This window comes from Kitasatospora sp. MMS16-BH015 (assembly GCF_002943525.1).
Classification (GTDB): domain Bacteria; phylum Actinomycetota; class Actinomycetes; order Streptomycetales; family Streptomycetaceae; genus Kitasatospora.
In genome coordinates this window covers 6,065,503-6,088,021 of record NZ_CP025394.1, presented here as the reverse complement: position 1 = coordinate 6,088,021, position 22,519 = coordinate 6,065,503, and the positions used below count along the sequence as shown (strand labels likewise).

At 68.7% G+C, this 22,519-nt stretch carries 10 protein-coding genes and 3 rRNA genes; 2 read left to right on the top strand and 11 right to left on the bottom strand.

Annotated elements, in window-relative coordinates; genetic code table 11:
• Positions 1–60: 60 nt before the first annotated feature.
• The 7 genes from CFP65_RS26250 to CFP65_RS26220 form a co-directional block, all read right to left on the bottom strand.
• Positions 61–573, bottom strand: coding sequence for a CinA family protein (locus CFP65_RS26250; RefSeq protein WP_104818501.1), 513 nt, complete (start codon positions 571–573; stop codon positions 61–63).
• Complete coding sequence (gene pgsA / locus CFP65_RS26245) at positions 570–1,208, bottom strand: CDP-diacylglycerol--glycerol-3-phosphate 3-phosphatidyltransferase (RefSeq protein WP_104818500.1); 639 nt, start codon at positions 1,206–1,208, stop codon at positions 570–572. Before pgsA ends, CFP65_RS26250 begins: the two co-directional genes overlap by 4 nt.
• Entirely contained in the window at positions 1,205–2,731 is a 1,527-nt protein-coding gene (rimO, locus tag CFP65_RS26240; protein WP_254552572.1) for a 30S ribosomal protein S12 methylthiotransferase RimO, read from the bottom strand. The genes pgsA and rimO overlap by 4 nt, the downstream gene beginning before the upstream one ends.
• Before the next feature lie 84 nt (positions 2,732–2,815).
• Complete coding sequence (locus CFP65_RS26235) at positions 2,816–3,688, bottom strand: RodZ domain-containing protein (RefSeq protein WP_254552571.1); 873 nt, start codon at positions 3,686–3,688, stop codon at positions 2,816–2,818.
• 198 nt (positions 3,689–3,886) lie between these two features.
• Positions 3,887–6,538, bottom strand: coding sequence for a DNA translocase FtsK (locus CFP65_RS26230; RefSeq protein ID WP_104818498.1), 2,652 nt, complete (start codon positions 6,536–6,538; stop codon positions 3,887–3,889).
• A 243-nt stretch (positions 6,539–6,781) separates the two neighbouring features.
• Positions 6,782–7,402 (bottom strand): two-component system response regulator, encoded by a 621-nt coding sequence (locus CFP65_RS26225; protein WP_104818497.1) that lies wholly within the window; start codon positions 7,400–7,402, stop codon positions 6,782–6,784.
• A 248-nt stretch (positions 7,403–7,650) separates the two neighbouring features.
• Positions 7,651–12,312 (bottom strand): HAMP domain-containing protein, encoded by a 4,662-nt coding sequence (locus CFP65_RS26220; protein ID WP_158702361.1) that lies wholly within the window; start codon positions 12,310–12,312, stop codon positions 7,651–7,653.
• A gap of 293 nt (positions 12,313–12,605) precedes the next feature.
• Between CFP65_RS26220 and CFP65_RS26215 the strand changes: the two genes are divergently transcribed.
• Both CFP65_RS26215 and CFP65_RS26210 read left to right on the top strand, forming a co-directional pair.
• A complete protein-coding gene (locus CFP65_RS26215; protein ID WP_104821131.1) occupies positions 12,606–15,152 on the top strand; it encodes a SpoIIE family protein phosphatase in 2,547 nt (848 codons plus the stop codon).
• Positions 15,153–15,528: 376 nt separating this feature from the next.
• Positions 15,529–16,086: a GPR1/FUN34/YaaH family transporter gene (locus tag CFP65_RS26210; RefSeq protein ID WP_104818496.1), complete on the top strand. Its 558-nt coding sequence runs from the start codon at positions 15,529–15,531 to the stop codon at positions 16,084–16,086.
• A 102-nt stretch (positions 16,087–16,188) separates the two neighbouring features.
• Here the strand turns inward: CFP65_RS26210 and CFP65_RS26205 are convergent, their stop codons facing one another.
• The 4 genes from CFP65_RS26205 to CFP65_RS26190 all read right to left on the bottom strand — a co-directional run bounded on the left by CFP65_RS26205 (position 16,189) and on the right by CFP65_RS26190 (position 22,214).
• Positions 16,189–17,031 (bottom strand): phosphatase PAP2 family protein, encoded by an 843-nt coding sequence (locus tag CFP65_RS26205; RefSeq protein WP_104818495.1) that lies wholly within the window; start codon positions 17,029–17,031, stop codon positions 16,189–16,191.
• A 61-nt stretch (positions 17,032–17,092) separates the two neighbouring features.
• Positions 17,093–17,209, bottom strand: a 5S ribosomal RNA gene (gene rrf / locus CFP65_RS26200).
• Between the two features lie 84 nt (positions 17,210–17,293).
• Positions 17,294–20,414, bottom strand: a 23S ribosomal RNA gene (locus CFP65_RS26195).
• 278 nt (positions 20,415–20,692) lie between these two features.
• Positions 20,693–22,214, bottom strand: a 16S ribosomal RNA gene (locus CFP65_RS26190).
• Together the 16S, 23S and 5S rRNA genes form the textbook arrangement of a ribosomal RNA operon.
• Positions 22,215–22,519: the final 305 nt, after the last annotated feature.

Genomic DNA, 22,519 nt, shown 5'->3' with positions numbered 1-22,519 from the left:
CGGGCACCGCGCGGTGTCCGCCCGCCTGTTCCCGCCCCGACCCTGCGGGCAACGACTCCGTCAGGTCGCGGGCGGGCCGACGGGCTCGCGGGTGAGCTCGGCGAGCAGCAGCTCCAGCACTCTGGCCACTGCCGCCTCCCTGATGCTCGCACGCCCCTCGGACACCACGGCGGCGCCGAGTTCGGGGGTGAGCGCCAGGCTGCCGTCCGGACCGGCCAGCGCGAGGTGGACGGTGCCGACGGGTTGGCCGTCCTGCGGGTCGGGGCCGGCCACTCCGGTGGTGGCCAGGCCGTAGGTGGCGCCGAGCAACCGCCGGACGCCGGCGGCCATCTGACGGGCCACCACCGGGTCGACGGCGCCGCGGACGGCCAGCAGGCCCTCGTCCACGCCCAGCACCGAGGCCTTGAGCTCGGTGGCGTAGGCGGTGACGGACCCCCGGAAGGCAGCCGAGGCGCCCGGCACGTCCACCAGGGTGGCGGCCAGCAGACCGCCGGTGAGCGATTCGGCGACGGCCAGCGTCGCCCCCCGCTCCTTCAACAGCTCCAGCACCCGCGCGGCAGGCGTAGCGCTCATCGGCCCTCCCGAGCCTTCGCCAGCCCCTCCCGGCGCAGCCGGAGGGCCTGGCCCACGTAGTCGAGACCGGTGCCGACGGTCAGCAGCACCGCGAGACCCATCAGGACGGCCCGCCCGGTGGCGAGCCAGCCGGTCAGCGCCAGGACGTACATGCCGACCGCGATGCCCTGGGTGAGCGTCTTCAGCTTGCCGCCCCGGCTGGCCGGGATGACACCGAAACGGATGACCCAGAAGCGCAGCAGGGTGATGCCGAGCTCACGGGCCAGGATGACCACGGTGACCCACCAGGGCAGGTCGCCGAGGACGGAGAGGCCGATCAGCGCCGCGCCCATGATCGCCTTGTCGGCGATCGGGTCGGCGATCTTGCCGAAGTCGGTGACCAGACCCATCCGACGGGCCAGCTCGCCGTCGAACAGGTCGGTGATCATCGCGACGGCGAAGGCGGCCCAGGCCACCGAACGCCACTTGGGGTCGTGTCCGCCGGCCGCGAAGAGCAGCAGGACGAAGACCGGTACGAGGAGCAGCCGGAGCATCGTCAGCAGGTTGGCGATGTTCCACAGCCCCGGCTCCGGGGGCACCGCGGCCCCGGGTCTGCCGGGGCGCGCGGCTGCGGGGGCGCCAGGCCCCTTGGTCATTCCCCGCTCCCGGCCTGCTCCGAGGAGGTCTGCTCCGGGGAGGTCCGCGCCGCGGCAGCGGCGGCCGGGGCGTAGGCGTCCTCGGGGGCGCCGATCAGCTCGGCGACCAGGTCGACGCCCTCGGTGCCCACCACCCGGGCGCGGTAGTACCGGCCGATCACCGGCTCCTCGACGCCCAGCAGGGTGGTCAGGCCGTCGGTCTCGGGCGCCTGGTGGGCGGAGCGGCCCTCGACCACGCCGTCCTCCACCGACTCGACCAGCACGGTGACCTCGCTGCCGACCCGCTGCTCGGCCCGCTGGGCGGTGAGCTCCTCGGCGAGGCGGGAGAGCTTGGTGACCCGCTCGTCCACCACGTCCTGCGGCAGCTTGCCGTCGAAGGTGGCGGCCTCGGTGCCGTCCTCGTCGGAGTACCCGAAGACGCCGATCGCGTCCAGGCCGGCCTCGGTGATGAACCGTTCCAGCTCGGCGAAGTCCTCCTCGGTCTCGCCGGGGAAGCCGACGATGAAGTTGGACCGGGCGCCGGCCTCCGGGGCCTTGCCGCGGATCGTGCCGAGCAGCTGGAGGAACTGCTCGGTGTTGCCGAAGCGGCGCATCTTCCGCAGCACGGCCGGGGCCGAGTGCTGGAAGGAGAGGTCGAAGTACGGGACCACGCCGGGGGTGCCGGTCATCACGTCGATCAGGCCGGGGCGCATCTCGGCGGGCTGCAGGTAGCTGACCCGGACCCGCTCGATGCCCTCGACGGCCGCGATCTCGCTCAGCAGGGTCTCGAGCAGGCGGATGTCGCCCAGGTCCTTGCCGTAGGAGGTGTTGTTCTCGCTGACCAGCACCACCTCGCGGACGCCCTGCCCGGCCAGCCACTGGGCTTCCTGGAGCACGTCGGAGGGGCGGCGGGAGATGAAGGAGCCGCGGAAGGCGGGGATGGCGCAGAAGGAGCAGCGGCGGTCGCAGCCGGAGGCGAGCTTGATCGAGGCGACCGGGCTGTCGTCCAGGCGCTTGCGCAGGGTGCGCGGGCCGGAGGCGGGGGCGACGCCCTCGGGCAGGTCTTCCGGGGCGCCGTGGCCGGGCAGGGCCACCTCTGCGGCGGCGGCCTGGCGCTCGACCGGGGTGAGCGGCAGCAGCTTGCGGCGGTCGCGCGGGGTGTGCGCCTCCACGTGGCCGCCGGCCAGGATGGTCTGGAGGCGGCCGGCGATGTCGGCGTAGTCGTCGAAGCCGAGCACCGCGTCGGCCTCGGGCAGGGCGTCCTGGAGCTCCTTGCCGTAGCGCTCGGCCATGCAGCCGACCGCGACGACGGCCTGGGTGCGGCCGTGACCCTTCAGGTCGTTGGCCTCCAGGAGGGCGTCCACGGAGTCCTTCTTGGCGGCCTCGACGAAGCCGCAGGTGTTGACGACGGCGACGTCGGCGTCGGCGGCGTCATCGACGAGCTGCCAGCCGTCGGCCTCCAGACGCCCGGCGAGTTCCTCGGAGTCCACCTCGTTGCGGGCGCATCCGAGCGTGACAAGGGCGACTGTACGGCGTTCAGGCATAACGCCAAGATTAACGCGCGGCCCCCGGTGCCGTTCGCCCCGGAGGCCGCGCGCCTCGATCCGCCCGGCCGCGCCGGGCTCCGATCAGCCTGCCTGCGGGTCTCCCGGGGTGTACGTGAGGTGCACCACCTGGCCGTCCTCGCCCGCCGCACCGAGGTCCTTGCCGTTGACGTACACGTGCACGGCCCCGGCGTTCCCGATCACCAGCTTGATCTGCTTCGGGTCCGTGAAGGTCTGGTCCTTGCCCTGGTCCAGGTTGTTCTGGAAGAGCGACTTGCCGGCGCCGTCCAGGGCCGAGACCCAGCTGGTGTCCTTCTCGGCGACCAGCTTGACGGTGACCTTGTCGGCCGGGGCCGCCGCGATCGCCGCGATGCTGGGCGCCGGGGCGGGCGGCTGGGCGGAGGGGGTCACCGTGGCCGGGGCCGCGCTGGCGCTGGGCAGCGGGGCACTGGCGGCACCGGCCGAGGTGGAGCGGCTCGGGCCGCCGGAGACGAGGTTGAAGCCGATCAGGCCGACCACGGCGACGATCGCCAGCACCATGGCGGTGGTCCAGTTCGGCCGCCGGTGATCGGTGATCTTGATCGGGCCGGTGTCGAGCAGCTGGCCGCGGGGCTGGGTGACCGGGGCGCCGCCGTGCGCGGCGTCGTACTGGGCGACCAGCGCCTCCCCGTCCACCCCGACCTTCCGGGCGATCGCCCGGATGTGGCCGCGGGCGTAGAAGTCGCCGCCGCAGCGGCCGAAGTCGTCCTCCTCGATCGCGTGCACGATCGGCACCCGGACGCGGGTGTCGGTGCTGACCTGGTCCACCGTCAGCCCGGCGCGCAGCCGGGCGGCGGACAGGACGGAGCCGATGCTCGCGGCCTCGGTGGCCGGGGCACGGACGGGCTCGGGTACGGCACCCTCGGCGGGGGCGAGGGATCGGCGGTTGTCTCGGTGGGGGGACTTGCCGATGGTCACTGGGCGCGCCTTTCGAGCGTTGGCCACCTGCTGAGAAGACAGTCTAGGGGCGGGGGCCGGGGCTTTCTCAAGCGGAGCGGGCCCGAACGGGCACCGGTTCGAGCCAGTTCGCTGACGCGTGTTCAGGCCCTGCCCCGCCGAGGAGCCACGAGCCCGGCCCGTGCCTCCCCTGCTCCGAACGACCGAGAGCGGCGGCGGTCACCCCCGCAGCGTCAGCAGCACCCCGTCGAGCTCCTCCGGGGTGACCAGCACGTCCCGCGCCTTGGAGCCCTCGCTGGGCCCCACGATGCCCCGGGACTCCATCAGGTCCATCAGCCGGCCCGCCTTGGCGAAGCCGACCCGGAGCTTGCGCTGGAGCATCGAGGTCGAGCCGAACTGGGTGGAGACCACCAGCTCCGCGGCCTGGATCAGCAGGTCGAGGTCGTCGCCGATCTCCTCGTCGATCTCCTTCTTCGGCCCGCCGCCGACCGTCACGTCCTCCCGGTAGCGGGCGCTCAGCTGGTCCTTGCAGTGCTGGACGATCTTGGCGATCTCCGCCTCGGTGACGAAAGCGCCCTGCATCCGGACCGGCTTGCCCGCGCCCATCGGCAGGAAGAGCGCGTCGCCCTTGCCGATCAGCTTCTCGGCGCCCGGCTGGTCCAGGATGACCCGGGAGTCGGCCATCGCCGAGGTGGCGAAGGCCAGCCGGGAGGGCACGTTGGCCTTGATCAGACCGGTCACCACGTCCACCGAGGGCCGCTGGGTGGCGAGCACCAGGTGGATGCCGGCGGCACGCGCCAGCTGGGTGATGCGCACCACCGAGTCCTCGACGTCCCGGGGCGCGACCATCATCAGGTCGGCCAGCTCGTCGACGATCACCAGCAGGTACGGGTACGGCTTGAGCTCCCGCTCGCTGCCCAGCGGCGGGGTGACCTTGCCGGCCTTCACCGCCGCGTTGAAGTCGTCCACGTGCCGGAAGCCGAAGGCGGCCAGGTCGTCGTAGCGCAGGTCCATCTCGCGGACCACCCACTGCAGCGCCTCGGCGGCCTTCTTCGGGTTGGTGATGATCGGCGTGATCAGGTGCGGGATGCCCTCGTACGCCGTCAGCTCCACCCGCTTCGGGTCGACCAGCACCATCCGCACCTCGTCCGGGGTGGCCCGGGCCAGGATCGAGGTGATCAGGCAGTTGATGCAGGAGGACTTGCCCGCGCCGGTGGCGCCGGCCACCAGGATGTGCGGCATCTTCGCCAGGTTGGCCATCACGGTGTGGCCCTCGACGTCCTTGCCCATCCCCACCAGCATCGGGTGCTGGTCCTCGGCGGCCGTGCGCGAGCGCAGCAGGTCGCCGAGGTTGACCATCTCCCGGTCCTTGTTCGGGATCTCCACGCCCACCGCGGACTTGCCCGGGATCGGGCTGATGATCCGCACGTCCGGGCTGGCCACCGCGTAGGCGATGTTCTTGCCCAGCGCGGTGATCCGCTCGACCTTGACCGCCGGGCCGAGCTCCACCTCGTACCGGGTGACCGTCGGGCCGCGGGTGAAGCCGGTCACCCGGGCGTCCACCTTGAACTCCGTGAAGACGCCACTGAGCTGCGCCACCACCTCGTCGTTGGCCGCGCTGCGGGCCTTGCCCGGCCCGCCGCGCTCCAGCAGGTCCAGCGGGGGCAGGGCGTAGGTGATGCCCTCGGAGAGCTGGAGCTGCTCCATCCGCTGCGGGGCCGGCGAGTGCTCGGGCGCACCGCTGCGGGCCCCCGGCACGGCCGGCTCCTCCGGAGCGGCCGTCAGGTCCTGCACCTGGTGCATCATGCTGGCCACCGCCGGGGAGGCCGGCACGCCGTAGAGCAGCGCCCCGTCCAGATCGGCCGCGACCCCGGCCGCGATGTCCCTGGTCTGGTACGGGTCGGTCGACTTCACGAACATGTCCGGGACGGCGGCGGGCAGCTCCTCCGCGTCCTCCGCCTTCCTGCGGCGGCGCTTGCGGCGGGCCGCCACCTCGTCCTCCGGGCCGCCCTCCACCGTGTGCGGCAGCGCCGAGGGGTCGGCGTCCTCCGGCGGGGCGGTCGAGTACTCGCGCTCGGCCTCGTAGTCGGGCTCCACGTACGCGGGCTCCACCACGCCCAGGCGCTCGCCGAGCAGGCGCAGGCGCTCCGGGATCCGGTTCACCGGCGTGGCGGTGACCACCAGCAGCCCGAAGAAGGTGACCAGCAGCAGCAGCGGCACCGCGAGCGGCGGCCCGGCCGCCGCCATCATCGGCGTCGACGCGGCCCAGCCCAGGATCCCGCCGGCCGCCCTTATCCGGGTCGCCCCGCTCGACATCACGGGCGCGCCGCAGCCGATGTGCACCAGCCCCAGCACGCCCAGCAGCAGCGCCGTCAGCCCCACCGCTATCCGCCCGTTGGCCTCCGGCAGCTCCGGATGCCGCATCAACCGCACGGCCAGCCCGACCAGCAGGAACGGCACCAGCACGTCGAGGCGCCCGAACAGCCCCGACACCACATTGGTCGCCCCCTCCCCGAGCCACCCCTGCGGCGCGAACCACGTCCCGGCCGCCGTCACCAGCCCGAGAGCCAGCAGCACCAGCGCGACGCCATCCTTCCGGTGGTCCGGATGCAGGTTCCGCGCGCCGTCCCCGAACCCCCGGAACAGCGCCCCCACGCTGTGCGCCAAGCCCAACCAGACGGCCTTCACGGCCCGGTACAGCACCGGCTGCCGCGCCGGCGCCGGCGGAGCCGCAGGCGGCCGCGCAGCGGCCTTCTTGGCGGGCGCCCGCTTGGCAGGTACGGCCTTCTTCGCCGGAGCCCTCTTGGCCGGCGCAGCCGTCTTCTTGGCAGCGGGGGCCTTCTTGGCCGGCCCGGGCGAACGTGTGGCCATGAGTCAGCAGCCTACCCGCGAGGCACCGTTGCACTACCCAGGGGCGCGGCCCACTCTGCGCTCCTGCCCTGAGTTGCACCGTCAGGGGCGCGGGGAACGGCGCGGCCAGCCCTGCACTCTGCTGCCGTCTTACGCAGATGCCCTGGCTGCACTATCCGTTGACGGTGCAACTGGCTGCTGACGCGAGATGGCACGGAGGCTTCTTCCGACCTCGCGCAGTTCCCCGCGCCCCTGATGGTTGCTCTATGGCTTGAGAGCTTCCAAAGCCTGCCGAAGGGCCGTCAGGCGCCGCTCCAGGTGGGCCACCGTGGCGGCCAGGGCGGCGTCCGGCGTGTCGTCGAGCTGCTTGGTGAGGGCCTCCGCCTGCTCCTCGACCGCCGCGAGGCGGGCGGAGAGTTCGCCGAGCAGGCCGCCGCCGAGCTGTTCGCCGGCCTCGATCTGGAGGCGGAGCAGGGCCGCCTGCTCCTTCAGCTGGCAGTTCTTCATGTAGAGGTCGACGAAGACCGAGACCTTGGCGCGGAGCACCCACGGGTCGAACGGCTTGGAGATGTAGTCGACGGCGCCCGCCGCGTAGCCGCGGAAGGTGTGGTGCGGCCCGTGGTTGATCGCGGTCAGGAAGATGATCGGGATGTCCCGGGTGCGCTCGCGGCGCTTGATGTGGGAGGCGGTCTCGAAGCCGTCCATGCCCGGCATCTGCACGTCGAGCAGGATCACCGCGAAGTCGTCGGTGAGGAGGGCCTTGAGCGCCTCCTCGCCGGAGGCGGCCCGCACCAACGTCTGGTCCAGCGCCGAGAGGATCGCCTCCAGCGCCAGCAGGTTCTCCGGGCGGTCGTCCACCAGGAGGATCTTCGCTTTCTGCACCACGACCCGCCCTCCTGCCGGTTGTCTTCCGAGGGACGGCACTCGCGCACCACCCATCACTGCCCCGGTCATGCTAGCCGCACCCCCTCCCCCGCCGTGTCGCGATGCGCGAACCCGGACACCGGGTCACCTTCTGCTCACAGCCAGCGACAATGGGTGACCTTACCAGGACCGGCCGACCACAGGGGGCGCGGGAGAGCGCGCGCACTACCTCCCTCTCCCGCGCCGTCCGCGCCCCCGGGCCGAAGCCCTCAGCGCGCGGGCAGCCAGTGCCGCATCACCGCCAGCAGGTGCTCGGTCTCCACCGGCTTGGTGACGTGGTCGCTCGCCCCGGCGGCCAGGCTCTTCTCCTTGTCGCCCTTCATCGCCTTCGCGGTCAGCGCGATGATCGGCAGGCCCGAGTACTGCGGCATCCGCCGGATCGCCTCGGTCGTGGCGTAGCCGTCCATCTCCGGCATCATGATGTCCATCAGCACCAGGGCCACGTCCTCGTGCTGCTCGAGCACCTCGATGCCCTCGCGCCCGTTCTCCGCGTACAGCACGGTCAGGCCGTGCTGCTCCAGGACGCTGGTCAGCGCGAAGACGTTCCGCACGTCGTCGTCGACGATCAGCACCTGCTCGCCGTTGAACCTGCCCTTGAAGGCCTCGCCCTGGGACTGCCGGGGCAGCACCTCGGCCGCGCCGGAGCGCTGCTGCTCCTCCTCGGCCTGGTGGCGGCTGCGCTCGGCGGCGGCGCCGCGGCGGCGCTCCTGGGCCAGCTCGCGGACCTCCTGGGCCCAGTGCTCGGCCGGGTTCTCGCCCACCGGCACCGGGGTGCCCAGCGGGGTCACCGCGACCACGGCCCGCAGCGGCGGGCCGGCCGGGCGCTCCAGCTGGACCGCGCCGGGGGCCTCGCTGCGCAGCGGCAGGTAGAGGGTGAAGACCGAGCCCCGGCCGAGCTCGCTCTCGGCGTGGATCTCGCCGCCGAGCAGCCGGGCGATCTCCCGGCTGATCGACAGGCCCAGGCCCGTGCCGGCGTACTTGCGGCTGGTGCCGCCGTCGGCCTGCTTGAAGGCCTCGAAGATCTCCCGGATCTTGTTCTCCGGGATGCCGATGCCGGTGTCGGAGACCGAGAAGGCGATCAGCGGCTCGTCCGGGTCGGAGATCGAGCGGCTCTCCAGCAGCTGCTCGCGCACGTGCTGCGGCACCCCGCCGTCGGCCGGGCGGATCCGCAGCTCGACGGCGCCGACGTCGGTGAACTTCACCGCGTTGGAGAGCAGGTTGCGCAGCACCTGCTGGAGCCGCTGCTCGTCGGTGTGCAGGGTGACCGGCAGCTGGGGCGAGACCACCACGGCGAAGTCGAGGTTCTTGTCGGCGGTGAGCGGCCGGAAGGCCGCCTCCACGTAGTCGACCAGCTGCACCAGCGCGATCTTGGCCGGGCGGACGTCCATCTTGCCCGCCTCGACCTTGGAGAGGTCGAGGATGTCGTTGATCAGCTGGAGCAGGTCGGAGCCGGCGCCGTGGATGGTCTCGGCGAACTCGACCTGCTTGGAGGAGAGGTTGCCCTCGTTGTTGTCGGAGAGCAGCTTGGCCAGGATCAGCAGCGAGTTGAGCGGGGTGCGCAGCTCGTGCGACATGTTGGCGAGGAACTCGCTCTTGTAGCGGGAGGCGAGGGCCAGCTGCTCGGCGCGCTCCTCCAGGATCTGCCGGGCCTCCTCGATCTCGCTGTTCTTGATCTCGATGTCGCGGTTCTGCTGGGCCAGCTGCTCGGCCTTCTCCTGGAGCTCCTCGTTGGTGCGCTCCAGCTCCTCCTGACGGGCCTCCAGTTCGGCGGAGCGCATGGAGAGTTCGGCGGTCAGGCGCTGGGATTCGAGCAGCAGGCCCTCGGTCTTGGTGTTGACGCTGATGGTGTTGACGGTCACCCCGATCAGATCGGCGATCTGGTTGAGGAAGTCGAGCGCGACGGTGGTGAAGGAGCTGAAGGTGGCCAGCTCGATCACCCCGAGCAGCCGGGCCTCGAACAGCACCGGCAGCACCACCACGTGCGAGGGCGCGGCCTCGCCGAGGCCGGAGGCGATCTTCAGGTACCCGGGCGGGGTCTCCTTGAGGATGATCGGGCGCTTCTCCACCGCGGCCTGGCCCACCAGGCCCTCGCCGGGACGGAAGGTGGTCGGCATGGTGCGGCGCTGGTAGCCGTAGCTGCCGATCAGGCGCAGCACGGTGTCGTTCTCGTCGTCGTCCTCGGTGATCGGCTCGGCGGTGCGGCCGGCCGGCTGGGCGAGGAAGAAGGCGCCGTGCTGGGCCGAGACCACCGGGGTAAGCTCGGTCATGATCAGCGAGGCCACCGCCTCCAGGTCGCGGCGGCCCTGGAGCAGGCCGGAGATCCGGGCCAGGTTGGACTTGAGCCAGTCCTGCTCCATGTTGGTGCGGGTGGTCTCCCGGAGGTTGGCCACCATCTGGTTGATGTTGTCCTTGAGTTCGTCGATCTCGCCGGAGGCGTCGACGTCGATCCGCAGGGACAGGTCGCCGCGGGTCACGGCGGCGGCGACCTGGGCGATCGCGCGCACCTGCCGGGTCAGGTTGTTGGCCAGCTCGTTCACCGATTCGGTGAGGTCCTGCCAGGTGCCGTCCACCCCGGGCACCCGGGCCTGGCCGCCCAGCGTCCCGTCGGTGCCGACCTCGCGGGCGACTCGGGTCACCTCCACGGCGAAGGCGCCGAGCTGGTCGACCATGGTGTTGATGCTGGTCTTGAGCTGGAGGATCTCGCCCCGGGCGTCCACGTCGATCTTCTGCGACAGGTCGCCGCGGGCCACCGCCGTGATCACCAGGGCGATGTTGCGCACCTGGCCGGTCAGGTTGTTGGCCATCAGGTTGACGTTGTCGGTCAGGTCCTTCCAGATGCCGGCCACGCCCGGCACCCCGGCCTGGCCGCCCAGGATGCCGTCGGTGCCCACCTCGCGGGCGACTCGGGTCACCTCCACGGCGAAGGCGGAGAGCTGGTCGACCATCGTGTTGAGGGTGCCGGCGAGCGCGGCCACCTCGCCCTGGGCCTCGATGGTGATCTTCTTCGACAGGTCGCCCCGGGCCACCGCGGAGGCGACCTCGGCGATGTTGCGCACCTGACTGGTCAGGTTGGAGGCCATGAAGTTCACGTTGTCGGTCAGGTCCCGCCAGATGCCGGAGACCCCGCTCACCCGGGCCTGACCGCCCAGATTGCCCTCGGTGCCCACCTCGCGGGCCACTCGGGTCACCTCGTCCGCGAAGGCGGAGAGCTGGTCGACCATGGTGTTGACGGTCATCACCAGCTCGCGGATCTCGCCGCGCGCGTCGACGGTGATCTTCTTGGAGACGTCGCCGCGGGCCACCGCGGTGGTCACCTCGGCGATGTTGCGGACCTGACTGGTCAGGTTGTTGGCCATCAGGTTGACGCTGTTGGTCAGGTCCTTCCAGATCCCGGCCACCCCGGGCACGCTGGCCTGGCCGCCGAGGATGCCCTCGGTACCCACGTCCCGGGCCACCCGGGTCACCTCGTCGGCGAAGGCGCCGAGCTGGTCGACCATGGTGTTGATGGTGTTCTTCAGCTCCAGGATCTCGCCCCGGGCGTCGACCTGGATCTTCTGCGAGAGGTCGCCCTTGGCGACGGCGGTGGTGACCTGGGCGATGTTGCGCACCTGACCGGTCAGGTTGTTCGCCATCGAGTTGACGTTCTCGGTCAGGTCCTTCCACACCCCGGCCACGCCCGGCACCTGCGCCTGGCCGCCCAGGATGCCGTCGGTGCCGACCTCGCGGGCCACCCTGGTCACCTGCTCGGCGAAGGCGCTCAGCTGGTCGACCATGGTGTTGACGGTGTTCTTCAGCTCCAGGATCTCGCCCCGGGCGTCGACCTCGATCTTCTGCGAGAGGTCGCCGCGGGCCACCGCCGTGGTCACCTGGGCGATGTTGCGCACCTGGGCGGTCAGGTTGTTGGCCATGAAGTTCACCGAATCGGTGAGATCACGCCAGACCCCGGCCACGCCCGGCACCAGCGCCTGCCCGCCGAGGCGGCCCTCGGTGCCCACGTCGCGGGCCACCCGGGTCACCTGGGCGGCGAAGCCGTTGAGCTGGTCCACCATCGTGTTGACGGTGTTCTTGAGCTCCAGCATCTCGCCCGCGACGTCCACGGTGACCTTGTGCGAGAGGTCGCCCTTGGCCACCGCCGTGGTCACCTCGGCGATGTTGCGCACCTGGGCCGTCAGCCGGCCGGCCATCGTGTTGACCGAGTCGGCGAGCTCCTTCCAGCTGCCGGTCGCCCCGCGCACCCGGGCCTGGCCGCCGAGCTTGCCCTCGGTGCCCACCTCCAGCGCGACCCGGGTCACCTCGTCGGTGAACTCCGACAGCTGGTCGACCAGCCCGTTCACGGTGCGCCCGACCTTGAGGAACTCCCCGCGCAGCGGGTGGCTGGCCCCGTTGGTGTGGACCGAGCGCAGCTCCATCCGCTGGTCCAGGTCGCCCTCTGCGATCGAGCCGAGCACCCGCCCCACCTCGGCCATCGGCCGGGCCAGGTCGTCGATCAGCGCGTTGCAGTTGTCGACGGCCGCCATCCAGGCGCCCTCGCCGACCCCGCTCTCCAGCCGCTCGGAGAGCCGCCCCTCCCGGCCCACCGCCCGGCGCACCCTGGCCAGCTCACCGGTCAGGTGCTGGTTGCGCTCGGCCACCTCGTTGAAGACCGCCGCGATCTCCGCCAGCGGCCCGTCCCCGGGCACCGTGAGCCGGCGGCGGAAGTTGCCGTCCCGCATCGCCGTCAGCGCGGCCAGCAGCTTGCGCAGATCGGCGGGCTCGGCACCCCGGTTGTGGTTCGGGCGCCGCCCCGCGCCGCCCCGGGGGGCCGTCGTCCCCCGGGCACCGCGCGCGGGCGCCGGAGTCGTACCGGGTACGTCCTTGGTCGCCGAACTCAACGGGGCCCTCCACACATTTCGTCACTCGTCCGCACCGGCTTCGGTGCCTTCCGACCGTACGCGTCCGGCCGACCTGCCGGATGCGGCGGACCACCCAGTGTGGCAGCCTGCGCCCCGCGTGTCCGGTCGCTTGCACAGGGTTGATCCTCCACCGGGGCAAACTCGTGGCCAGAATCACCCTCTGGTGCCTGTTTCGGCGCCCCGGCCCCACGGGGTACCACCTGGAAAGTAGGGTGGAACGCCGCACGGGCAGGGGCCGACCCGCCCGCCGACTGATGGGAGAAGTGGGGCACGTGGTCACCGCGCGCGCAACCGCCACCTTCGAACCGGTCGGTCGATCGGCCGCCGCCGCGCGCGGGTTCGTCCGCGACACCCTGCTCGGCTGGGGCCTGCCCGAGGTGGTGGACGACGCGGTCGTGCTGGTCAGCGAGCTGGTCACCAACGCCGTGGTGCACGCCGGCACCGCCGCCGAGGTCCGCTGTCTGCGCGAGAGCGACACCGTCCGGATCGAGGTCACCGACCGCCACCCCGAGCGCGGCCTGCCCTCCCTCGCCCACGTGCCCGCCGCCTCCTCCGACCGCTACGCCGACCCGGACGGCGAGGGCGGCCGCGGCCTGCTGATGTGCTCCGCCCTCTCCACCACCTGGGGCGTGGAGTACGCGGCCGGCCAGAAGACCGTCTGGTTCCGCCTCGCCCTGCCCGCCCAGCAGCCCGGCACCCGGTACGCGCTGCCCAGCCTGCCCGGCGGTCAACTCCCCGACGCCGAGAGCCCCGTCCGGGTGGCCGTGGTCCAACTCGACGAGGAGGGCCTGGTCCGCTCCTGGAACGCCGACGCCGAGGCCCTCCTCCACCACCGCCCCGAGCAGGTGCTCGGCCGGCCCTGGGCCGAACTCGCCGACTGGCCGCCCACCGGCCCCAGCCTGCCCGACACCCTGCGCCTCGCCCGCTGGGAGGGCACCTTCGCCGTCCGCCGCGCCGACGGCCACCACCTCGACGTGTACGCCCTCCAGGTCCGCGTCCGCGACAGCCACGGCACCCCCTCCACCGTCTGCCTGCTGGTCCGCGAGGCCGACCAGGGCCTGCTCCGCTCCCCCGGCACCGCGCTGGAGAAGCCCGCCGCCGTCGAACCGCTCGACCTCCTGGTCGGCCCCGCCGTCCCCGACGACCTCGGCGAGCTGCTCCAGGGCATCGTCGAGCGCGCCCGCGACCTGCTCGACGCCGACGCCGCCTACCTCATGCTCACCAGCGAGGACGACACCGAGTTCGAGGTCCGCGCCGCCACCGGCCTGGCCGCCACCGGCCGCCGGCTCGCCCCCGTCCCGGTCGACTCCGGCGGCGGCCGGCTCGACTCCGCCCGGCTGCCGGCCGTGCACGAGGACCTCTCGGTGCGGCCCACCGCCGCACCCCTGCTCATCGGCACCGGCCTGCGCTCGCTGATCACCGTCCCGCTCAAGGTCGAGGGCCGCCTCACCGGCTCGCTCGGCGTCGCCGCCTCCGCCCCCGGCCGGTTCGACAACGAGGACGCCCTCCGGCTCCAGTTCGCCGCCGACCGGATCGCCCTCGCCCTGGAGAGCGCCCGCCTCGCCGAGCTCGAACGGCTCCGCCGCGGCTCGCTCTCCTTCCTGGTCGAGGCCTCCGACCTGCTGGCCGGCACCCTCGAACGCGAGCAGACCCTCGCCCTGATGGCCCAGATGGCGGTGCCCACCCTCTCCTCCTGGTGCGCCGTCTACACCACCGGCGACCAGGGCTCCCCCGCCGACCTCGCCTTCGTGCTGCACGAGGACGAGGACCGGATCGACCCGCTGCGCGCCCTGCTCGACAAGACCCCGGCCCCCGCCGGTGAACTCACCGCCGGCGCCCACTTCTGGACCGCCCCGCTCGACACCGCCCGCACCTCCGGCCAGGCCGACAGCCCCGAACTCGCCGGCCTGCTCGGCGAGACCGTGGTGCTCCCGCTGGCCGCCCGCAACCGCGTGATCGGCCTGCTGGTGCTCGGCGTCGGCACCGGCCAGCGGCTACGCCAGGAGATCCTCGAACTCGCCGAGGACCTCTCCCGCCGGGCCGCCCTGGCCCTCGACAACGCCCGGCTCTACTCCGAGCGCACCGCCACCAGCCAGGCCTTCCAACGCGCCCTGCTGCCACCCGAGTTGCCCAAGATCCCGGGCATCGAGGTGGAGGTCTTCTACCAGGCCGCGGGCGAGGGCAACGAGGTCGGCGGCGACTTCTACGACATCTTCCCGATCCGCGAGGGCACCTACGGCTTCGCCATCGGCGACGTCTGCGGCACCGGCCCCGAGGCCGCCTCCGTCACGGGCCTGGCCCGCCACTCGCTGCGCCTGCTCGCCCGCGAGGGCCTGGACGCGCCCCAGGTGCTCACCCGGCTCAACACCGCCATCCTCGACGAGGGCCCGCGCAGCCGCTTCCTCACCCTCCTCTACGGCGAGCTGACCCCGCAGCAGGACGGCAGCACCGCCCTCTCCCTGGTCTGCGCCGGCCACCCGCTGCCGCTGCGGCTGCGCACCGACGGCCAGGTCGACCAGGCCGCCTCGCCGCAGCCGCTGCTCGGCGTGATGGACGAACTGGAGCTGACCGCTGAGCAGTTGGTGCTCCAGCCCGGCGAAGTCCTGCTCTGCGTCACCGACGGCGTGACCGAACGCCGCGAGGGCCTGCGGATGCTCGGCGACGACGGCCTGGCCCAAGTCCTCACCGGATGCACCGGATTGACCGCCGGAGCGGTGGCCGCCCGCGTCCAACGGGCCGTCGAGCGATTCGCCCCCGAGCCCCCCTCGGACGACATGGCCATCCTCACCCTGCGCGTCCCGACCCAGCGCCAGGGCTGAGCCCCCGCCGGCCGACCGCAGCCGATCTACCGCGCAGCCGATCTACCGCAGCCGGTTGACCGCAGCCGGTCGAGCCCGGCCACCCGGACGCTCACTTCCGTTCAACCCGCGTCCACCGGCGGCGTTCCACAGCTGACGGTCGGACAAATTGTGCGATTCACAAGGGTACAAGCGCGCGGAGCCGGGTACACCGCTTTCACCGGGGAATCCCCCGGACGGGGCACCGACCGGCGCATCTCGCCGGTTCTTCTCTCAACCGCAGCCACCCGCGCCCTTGGCACCGCCATGGCTCCGCGCGCCCGGCTCGGCCAGCACTCCTCCTCGACCACGCGGTACAACGCGCCATGACGGCGCACGGAGTGAAAGGAGCCCTCCGGTGAGCAACGAAGCTGCCGGGGCGCAGAACGCCCGCTCCGCCGACGCCGGTAACCTCGGTTACCTGGCCCTCGGCCTCACCCTCCTCGCCTACGGCCTCCTCGGCACCGGCCTGCTGTCCGGCGCCGGCGTCAAGGACGCCGCCGGTCTCGCCCACCTCCTGGGCGGCCTCACCCTCTTCATCGCCGGCCTCTGGCAACTGCGCGGCGGCGAAGGCTTCACCGGCACCGCCTTCACCAGCCTCGGCGCCTTCTGGGCCGTCTGGTCGGCCGCCGGCAGCGCGAGCAAGGACGCCGCAGGCCTCTTCCTCATCCTCTGGACCCTGCTCGCCCTCACCCTCGCCCTGGCCGGCTGGGGCGCCGGACTGCTCAGCCGACTCGTCTACGGCCTGCTGACGGTCTCCCTGCTGCTCAGCGCGGTCGCCACCTTCGCCGGCAACGCCGATCTCGGCAAGGCCGCCTCCTGGATCGCCGCCGTGTCCGGCCTCGCCGCCTGGTACTGGGCGGCCTCCGCCCTCACCGGCAGCAACTGGCGGCGCGGGCTGCTCCCCGTGAAGTGACGCCCTGAACAAGGGCACGAAAAAGGCCGGGTCCCCGCACTGCGGGGACCCGGCCTTGCTGCTCACGTTCTCAGCCTCGCACGTTCTCAGCCTCGCACGTTCTCAGTGGACCGGTGTCGCGGCCTGCTCCTCCACTGCCTCCGGCGCCGGCTCCTGCCGGCCCTGGCGCCACCCGCTGCACGCGTACTGCACCAGGTAGACGATCAGCAGCAGCGCGACCGCCACCACCCCGTCCGCCCAGAAGTGGTTCGCCGTCACCACCACCACGAACACCGTGACCAGCGGATGCAGCACCGCCAGCCAGCGCCAGGGCGTCCGCGCCACCCGCACCACGGCCACCGCGACGATCACGCTCCAGGCCACGTGCACCGAGGGCATCGCCGACAACTGGTCCGGCACCACCCCCGCCACCGCACCGCCGTACACCGACTGCCCGTACTCCGCCGCCAGGTCGACGAACCCGTTCCCCGGCAGCATCCGCGGCGGCGCCACCGGCACGAACTGCACCGTCAGGCAGGCCGCCGTCGTGAGCACCACCGTGTTCCGCAGCCACCGGTAGCTGCCCCGCCGGCGGGCGAAGACCCAGGCCAGCAGCACCAGCATCACCCCGAAGTGCGCCGACGCGTAGAAGTAGTTGCAGGCCGACACCAGCCACCCGTGCGGCTCCACCCACCGCTGCCAGGCCGCCTCGTCCGGCAACCCCAGCCCCAACTCCGTCCGGTGGATCCAGTCGGCCCGGTCCAGCGCGTGCGCCGTACTCATCACCGAGAGGTGCCCCACCAGCTGCCACAACGTGAACAGCGCGAGCAGGATCCCCCCTTCCCGACACACCGCCCCCACCGGCGGAGCCCAACTCCGCCGGACCCGCTGCACGGCGAAGGCCGCACCGAAGAGCGCGACGGCGGTGCCACCGGCCGTCTGCCAGGTGAGCGTCAGGTTCTGCATCCGCAGAGGTTAACGCAAAATGACCCCCATCCGAATGGATGGGGGTCATTTTGGAATGATTGTTCGGCGGCGTCCTACTCTCCCACAGGGTCCCCCCTGCAGTACCATCGGCGCTGTGAGGCTTAGCTTCCGGGTTCGGAATGTAACCGGGCGTTTCCCTCACGCTATGACCACCGAAACACTATGAAACTATCCGACCGCACCACACTCTCCATGAGCATGGGGTCGTTGTTTCAGAACAACACAGTGGACGCGAGCAACTGAGGACAAGCCCTCGGCCTATTAGTACCGGTCAGCTCCACCCATTACTGGGCTTCCACATCCGGCCTATCAACCCAGTCGTCTACTGGGAGCCTTACCCTCTCAAGGAGGTGGGAACATTCATCTCGAAGCAGGCTTCCCGCTTAGATGCTTTCAGCGGTTATCCCTCCCGAACGTAGCCAACCAGCCATGCCCTTGGCAGGACAACTGGCACACCAGAGGTTCGTCCGTCCCGGTCCTCTCGTACTAGGGACAGCCCTTCTCAATATTCCTACGCGCACAGCGGATAGGGACCGAACTGTCTCACGACGTTCTAAACCCAGCTCGCGTACCGCTTTAATGGGCGAACAGCCCAACCCTTGGGACCTACTCCAGCCCCAGGATGCGACGAGCCGACATCGAGGTGCCAAACCATCCCGTCGATATGGACTCTTGGGGAAGATCAGCCTGTTATCCCCGGGGTACCTTTTATCCGTTGAGCGACGGCGCTTCCACAAGCCACCGCCGGATCACTAGTCCCTGCTTTCGCACCTGCTCGACCCGTCGGTCTCACAGTCAAGCTCCCTTGTGCACTTACACTCAACACCTGATTGCCAACCAGGCTGAGGGAACCTTTGGGCGCCTCCGTTACTCTTTAGGAGGCAACCGCCCCAGTTAAACTACCCACCAGACACTGTCCCTGATCCGGATCACGGACCCAGGTTAGACATCCAGCACGACCAGAGTGGTATTTCAACGATGACTCCACCATGACTGGCGTCACGGCTTCACAGTCTCCCACCTATCCTACACAAGCCGAACCGAACACCAATATCAAGCTATAGTAAAGGTCCCGGGGTCTTTCCGTCCTGCTGCGCGAAACGAGCATCTTTACTCGTAATGCAATTTCACCGGGCCTATGGTTGAGACAGTCGAGAAGTCGTTACGCCATTCGTGCAGGTCGGAACTTACCCGACAAGGAATTTCGCTACCTTAGGATGGTTATAGTTACCACCGCCGTTTACTGGCGCTTAAGTTCTCAGCTTCGCCAACCCGAAAGTTGACTAACCGGTCCCCTTAACGTTCCAGCACCGGGCAGGCGTCAGTCCGTATACATCGCCTTACGGCTTCGCACGGACCTGTGTTTTTAGTAAACAGTCGCTTCTCGCTGGTCTCTGCGGCCGGCCCCAGCTCACGGAGTAAATCCGATCACCAGTTCCGGCCCCCCTTCTCCCGAAGTTACGGGGGCATTTTGCCGAGTTCCTTAACCATAGTTCACCCGAACGCCTCGGTATTCTCTACCTGACCACCTGAGTCGGTTTGGGGTACGGGCCGCCATGAAACTCGCTAGAGGCTTTTCTCGACAGCATAGGATCATCCACTTCACCACAATCGGCTCGGCATCAGGTCTCAGGCTATTGTTGTGCGGATTTGCCTACACAACGCCCTACACCCTTACCCCGGGACAACCACCGCCCGGGCTGGACTACCTTCCTGCGTCACCCCATCGCTCAGCTACTACCCTGTTGGGTCAGCGGCTCCACCACGTCCCCTCGTCCGAAGACTCCGGGCCGGCTTCACGGCTTTAGCATTCAGAGGTTCGCCGTTGGCGCTTCAAAGCGGGTACGGGAATATCAACCCGTTGTCCATCGACTACGCCTGTCGGCCTCGCCTTAGGTCCCGACTTACCCTGGGCAGATCAGCTTGACCCAGGAACCCTTGGTCAATCGGCGCAAGAGTTTCCCACTCTTGTATCGCTACTCATGCCTGCATTCTCACTCGTGAACCGTCCACAACTGGATTCCTCCGCTGCTTCACCCGGCACACGACGCTCCCCTACCCATCACAGCCCCCGTTGGGGGTATTGCTGCAATGACACGACTTCGGTGGTGTGCTTGAGCCCCGCTACATTGTCGGCGCGGAATCACTTGACCAGTGAGCTATTACGCACTCTTTCAAGGGTGGCTGCTTCTAAGCCAACCTCCTGGTTGTCTCTGCGACTCCACATCCTTTCCCACTTAGCACACGCTTAGGGACCTTAGTCGGTGTTCTGGGCTGTTTCCCTCTCGACCATGGAGCTTATCCCCCACAGTCTCACTGCCACGCTCTCACTTACCGGCATTCGGAGTTTGGCTAAGGTCAGTAACCCGGTGAGGCCCATCGCCTATCCAGTGCTCTACCTCCGGCAAGAAACACGTGACGCTGCACCTAAATGCATTTCGGGGAGAACCAGCTATCACGGAGTTTGATTGGCCTTTCACCCCTAACCACAGGTCATCCCCCAGGTTTTCAACCCTGGTGGGTTCGGTCCTCCACACGGTCTTACCCGCGCTTCAACCTGCCCATGGCTAGATCACTCCGCTTCGGGTCTTGGGCGTGCAACTCAACCGCCCTATTCGGACTCGCTTTCGCTACGGCTACCCCACACGGGTTAACCTCGCTACACACCGCAAACTCGCAGGCTCATTCTTCAAAAGGCACGCAGTCACGAGACAGACAGCAAGCTGCATGTCCGACGCTCCCACGGCTTGTAGGCACACGGTTTCAGGTACTATTTCACTCCGCTCCCGCGGTACTTTTCACCATTCCCTCACGGTACTATCCGCTATCGGTCACCAGGGAATATTTAGGCTTAGCGGGTGGTCCCGCCAGATTCACACGGGATTTCTCGGGCCCCGTGCTACTTGGGAGAAGCTCAAGCGAGCCGTACAGATTTCGTCTACGGGGGTCTTACCCTCTACGCCGGACCTTTCGCATGTCCTTCGACTATCCATACGGTTTCTGACTCGCCCAACTGCCGGCAGACAGCTGAAGAACTTTCCCACGACCCCTTGAGCGCAACCCCTGCCGGGTCTCACACGCTCAAGGTTTAGCCTCATCCGGTTTCGCTCGCCACTACTCCCGGAATCACGGTTGTTTTCTCTTCCTGAGGGTACTGAGATGTTTCACTTCCCCTCGTTCCCTCCACACACCCTATGTGTTCAGGTGCGGGTGACAGCCCATGACGACTGCCGGGTTCCCCCATTCGGAAACCCCCGGATCAAAGCCTGGTTGACGACTCCCCGGGGACTATCGCGGCCTCCCACGTCCTTCATCGGTTCCTGGTGCCAAGGCATCCACCGTGCGCCCTTAAAAACTTGGCCACAGATGCTCGCGTCCACTGTGCAGTTCTCAAACAACGACCAGTCCCCCACCCTCGACCCGCACAAGGCGGCTCTCAAGTGAGACCGGCGATCACTGAAGCAACGACATCAAGCCGTTCCCTCAGGACTCAACAACGTGCCCGACCCACCAGACTCTGGATACGTTTTCCACGCCGAAGCAGTACTAACGACCATCACCCAGTGTGCCGAATAGTCAACGTTCCACCCATGAGCAACCGTGCGAGACATTCGCTCGCAACCGGCTATGTGCTCCTTAGAAAGGAGGTGATCCAGCCGCACCTTCCGGTACGGCTACCTTGTTACGACTTCGTCCCAATCGCTGGTCCCACCTTCGACGGCTCCCTCCCAAGGGTTAGGCCACCGGCTTCGGGTGTTACCGACTTTCGTGACGTGACGGGCGGTGTGTACAAGGCCCGGGAACGTATTCACCGCAGCATGCTGATCTGCGATTACTAGCAACTCCAACTTCATGGGGTCGAGTTGCAGACCCCAATCCGAACTGAGGCCGGCTTTTTGGGATTCGCTCCGCCTCGCGGCATCGCAGCCCTTTGTACCGACCATTGTAGCACGTGTGCAGCCCAAGACATAAGGGGCATGATGATTTGACGTCGTCCCCACCTTCCTCCGAGTTGACCCCGGCAGTCTCCTGTGAGTCCCCATCACCCCGAAAGGCATGCTGGCAACACAGAACAAGGGTTGCGCTCGTTGCGGGACTTAACCCAACATCTCACGACACGAGCTGACGACAACCATGCACCACCTGTATACCGACCACAAGGGGGCGACTATCTCTAGCCGTTTCCGGTATATGTCAAGCCTTGGTAAGGTTCTTCGCGTTGCGTCGAATTAAGCCACATGCTCCGCTGCTTGTGCGGGCCCCCGTCAATTCCTTTGAGTTTTAGCCTTGCGGCCGTACTCCCCAGGCGGGGAACTTAATGCGTTAGCTGCGGCACCGACGACGTGGAATGTCGCCAACACCTAGTTCCCAACGTTTACGGCGTGGACTACCAGGGTATCTAATCCTGTTCGCTCCCCACGCTTTCGCTCCTCAGCGTCAGTAATGGCCCAGAGATCCGCCTTCGCCACCGGTGTTCCTCCTGATATCTGCGCATTTCACCGCTACACCAGGAATTCCGATCTCCCCTACCACACTCTAGCCTGCCCGTATCGAATGCAGACCCGGGGTTAAGCCCCGGGCTTTCACATCCGACGCGACAGGCCGCCTACGAGCTCTTTACGCCCAATAATTCCGGACAACGCTCGCACCCTACGTATTACCGCGGCTGCTGGCACGTAGTTAGCCGGTGCTTCTTCTGCAGGTACCGTCACTTGCGCTTCTTCCCTGCTGAAAGAGGTTTACAACCCGAAGGCCGTCATCCCTCACGCGGCGTCGCTGCATCAGGCTTTCGCCCATTGTGCAATATTCCCCACTGCTGCCTCCCGTAGGAGTCTGGGCCGTGTCTCAGTCCCAGTGTGGCCGGTCGCCCTCTCAGGCCGGCTACCCGTCGTCGCCTTGGTGGGCCGTTACCCCACCAACAAGCTGATAGGCCGCGGGATCATCCTGCACCGCCGGAGCTTTCCACCAACCCCCATGCGGAGGAAGGTCATATCCGGTATTAGACCTCGTTTCCAAGGCTTGTCCCAGAGTGCAGGGCAGATTTCCCACGTGTTACTCACCCGTTCGCCACTAATCCACTCCGAAGAGCTTCATCGTTCGACTTGCATGTGTTAAGCACGCCGCCAGCGTTCGTCCTGAGCCAGGATCAAACTCTCCGTGAATGTTTTCCCGTAATCGGGAGAGACACTCGCGTTGAGCGGCACGGCAACCACCGGAATAGGGTGGCCCCGCGCACTGCGTCCTCGCTGTGTTTTGTTACTAAAGGAATCTCCAACCCGAACCGATCGGTTCAGGCCGGGGATGTCAACATATCTGGCGTTGACTTTTGGCACGCTGTTGAGTTCTCAAGGAACGGACGCTTCCTTCAAGCCGCTCTCGCAAGCTCTCCGGGCTTCGTTCGTTTCGTTCTTTCGTGTTTCCAGCTTAGCAGATGATTTCCGCTTCGCTTTCCACTCGGTTTTCCCTG

What these genes read in the sequence shown, in the direction of transcription:
- CFP65_RS26250 (WP_104818501.1), bottom strand. Translation starts at nt 573, where the DNA reads ATGAGCGCTACGCCTGCCGCGCGGGTGCTGGAGCTGTTGAAGGAGCGG.
- rimO (WP_254552572.1), bottom strand. Translation starts at nt 2,731, where the DNA reads ATGCCTGAACGCCGTACAGTCGCCCTTGTCACGCTCGGATGCGCCCGC.
- CFP65_RS26205 (WP_104818495.1), bottom strand. Translation starts at nt 17,031, where the DNA reads ATGCAGAACCTGACGCTCACCTGGCAGACGGCCGGTGGCACCGCCGTC.
- pgsA (WP_104818500.1), bottom strand. Translation starts at nt 1,208, where the DNA reads ATGACCAAGGGGCCTGGCGCCCCCGCAGCCGCGCGCCCCGGCAGACCC.
- CFP65_RS26230 (WP_104818498.1), bottom strand. Translation starts at nt 6,538, where the DNA reads ATGGCCACACGTTCGCCCGGGCCGGCCAAGAAGGCCCCCGCTGCCAAG.